The organism is Streptomyces sp. NPDC058051 (assembly GCF_042885475.1).
Taxonomy (GTDB): domain Bacteria; phylum Actinomycetota; class Actinomycetes; order Streptomycetales; family Streptomycetaceae; genus Streptomyces.
The window spans coordinates 1-1,752 of the sequence record NZ_JBHVRW010000075.1 but is presented as its reverse complement, the minus strand read 5'-3'; the positions used below and the strand labels follow the sequence as shown (position 1 = coordinate 1,752).

Annotated in this window: 1 protein-coding gene; it reads left to right on the top strand. The window is 68.1% G+C overall.

Annotation, left to right across the window (positions count from 1 at the left end):
• Nucleotides 1-1,752 (top strand): beta-ketoacyl synthase N-terminal-like domain-containing protein (locus tag ACFVUT_RS37640; RefSeq protein ID WP_389671174.1); only part of this gene is annotated, 1,752 nt, incomplete at both ends.

Sequence of the window (1,752 nt, the reverse complement as noted above, 5' to 3'; positions counted from 1 at the left end):
CAGGTGGAGCGGGTGTTGGCGGCGAAGGTGGATGCGGCCTGGAACCTGCACGAGCTGACTCGTGGGATGGACCTGGATGCGTTCGTGACGTTCTCCTCCGTGGCGGGCGTACTGGGCAGTGCTGGGCAGGCCAATTACGCCGCCGCGAATGCGTTCCTGGACGCGCTTGCCGAGCAGCGGCGCGGCAGCGGCCTGCCAGGAATGTCCGTGGCTTGGGGCTTATGGGCCCAGGACAGCGGCATGACCGGACACCTGGGACGGGTGGACCGGGCCCGCCTTGCGCGTGCGGGCATCCAGCCGATGCCTACGGACGCGGCGCTGGAACTCTTCGACGCCGCACTGACCATCAACCATCCGAGGCCAGTGGCGGCGGCGATCGATTTTGCGGCTCTGCGAGCCCAGGCGGCCGACGGTCTGATGCCTGCGGTGTTCGAGGACCTGGTACGGCTGCCGGTCCGCCGCCAGAACGCTGCGGCCGGCGCGGAGGGCACCGGTTCGGGGCTGGCGCAGCGACTGTCCGGCCTGGATGAGGCGGGCCGGCTTGAGCTCGTGCGCAATCTGGTGCGCGGCCAGCTCGCGACCGTACTGGCCCACAAGAAGCCGGACTCGGTGGATTTGGCGCGGCCGTTCAAGGAACTGGGCTTCGACTCGCTGATGGCGATCGAGTTCCGCAACCGGCTCGTCGCAGCCGCCGGGGACCGGTTGCCGGACACATTGGTCTTCGACTATCCGACGCCGGAGGCCGTCGCGAACTTCCTGCGCAGGCAACTGGGCGGGGAGCGGGAGCCGGTCCGTGTGGAGAGGCCCGCTGCGGGCGGCGGCGACGACGATCCGATTGTGATCGTGGGGATGGGGTGCCGCTACCCGGGTGGCGTGACGTCGGCGGAGGCCCTTTGGGACCTCGTGGTCTCGGGCACGGACGCGGTAGGAGACTTTCCGTCCGACCGGGGCTGGGACGTCGAGAGCCTCTACGATCCCGACCCGGATCAACCTGGCAAGTCCTACGTTCACGAAGGAGCGTTCCTTCGGAACGTCGCGGATTTCGACGCGGAGTTCTTCGGCATTTCGCCGCGTGAGGCGTTGGCGATGGATCCGCAGCAGCGGTTGCTGCTTGAGACCTCGTGGGAGGTGCTGGAGAACGCAGGCATCGACCCGACCAGCCTGCGCGGGACAGACACAGGCGTGTTCGTCGGCGCCACATTCCAGGACTACGGGCCGGGCTTGAACGGAGGCAATGTCGGCGAGGCGGAGGGTTACGTCGTCACCGGCAGCGCGGGCAGCGTCGTGTCGGGTCGGGTGTCGTACGCGTTGGGGCTTGAGGGTCCTGCGGTGACGGTGGATACGGCGTGTTCGTCGTCGTTGGTGGCGCTGCACCTCGCTGTACAGGCGCTGCGCAACGGTGAGTGCTCGCTGGCCCTGGCCGGTGGCGTGACCGTCCTGTCGACGCCGACCGTGTTTGTGGAGTTCAGTCGGCAGCGGGGTTTGTCGCTGGATGGTCGTTGCAAGCCGTTTGCGGAGGCTGCTGATGGGACGGGTTGGGGTGAGGGTGTTGGGTTGTTGTTGGTGGAGCGGTTGTCGGATGCGCGGCGGCTCGGTCATCGGGTGCTGGCGGTGGTACGGGGCAGTGCGCTGAACCAGGACGGCGCCAGTAACGGCCTGTCGGCGCCGAATGGTCCGTCGCAGCAGCGGGTGATTCGTCAGGCGTTGAGCAGCGCCGGCATTGGTGCCGATGAGGTGGATGTGGTCGAGGGG